Below are 287 nucleotides of genomic sequence, written 5' to 3'. Positions count from 1 at the left end.
GCCCTTTTCATGAGCTTGTTCAATTCCTTCAAAAAATTGAACAACATCCACAAGCTCCTCTGTAGACCAATCTGTTGAAAACGGATAAGAATATTCCATTCGTCAAAACCACCTTTACATTATTGCCCCCATTTTAACCGGATACTTTCCGCTACTGCAACCATTCGATTGATTAATTCCTCAACAGTAGGAATATCATGAATCATCCCTGTCACTTGTCCAGACCAACCAAAACGTTGTTCTTGTTCACCAACATAAATAAAACGCTTATTCGCTGAACCACTTAT

1 protein-coding gene and 1 pseudogene are annotated in these 287 nt (G+C 38.7%); both read right to left on the bottom strand.

Annotation, left to right across the window (positions count from 1 at the left end):
- On the bottom strand, nt 1-99 hold a 99-nt coding region (locus tag KVT27_RS24240; protein ID WP_217582137.1), incomplete at its 3' end, for a UPF0223 family protein.
- A gap of 20 nt (nt 100-119) precedes the next feature.
- Nucleotides 120-287, bottom strand: a pseudogene (locus KVT27_RS26885) (nitronate monooxygenase); the annotation flags it as partial.

It is taken from the genome of Lysinibacillus sp. GbtcB16 (genome assembly GCF_019091145.1).
Lineage (GTDB): Bacteria > Bacillota > Bacilli > Bacillales_A > Planococcaceae > Lysinibacillus > Lysinibacillus fusiformis.
This window is presented reverse-complemented; position numbering and strand designations above follow the sequence as displayed.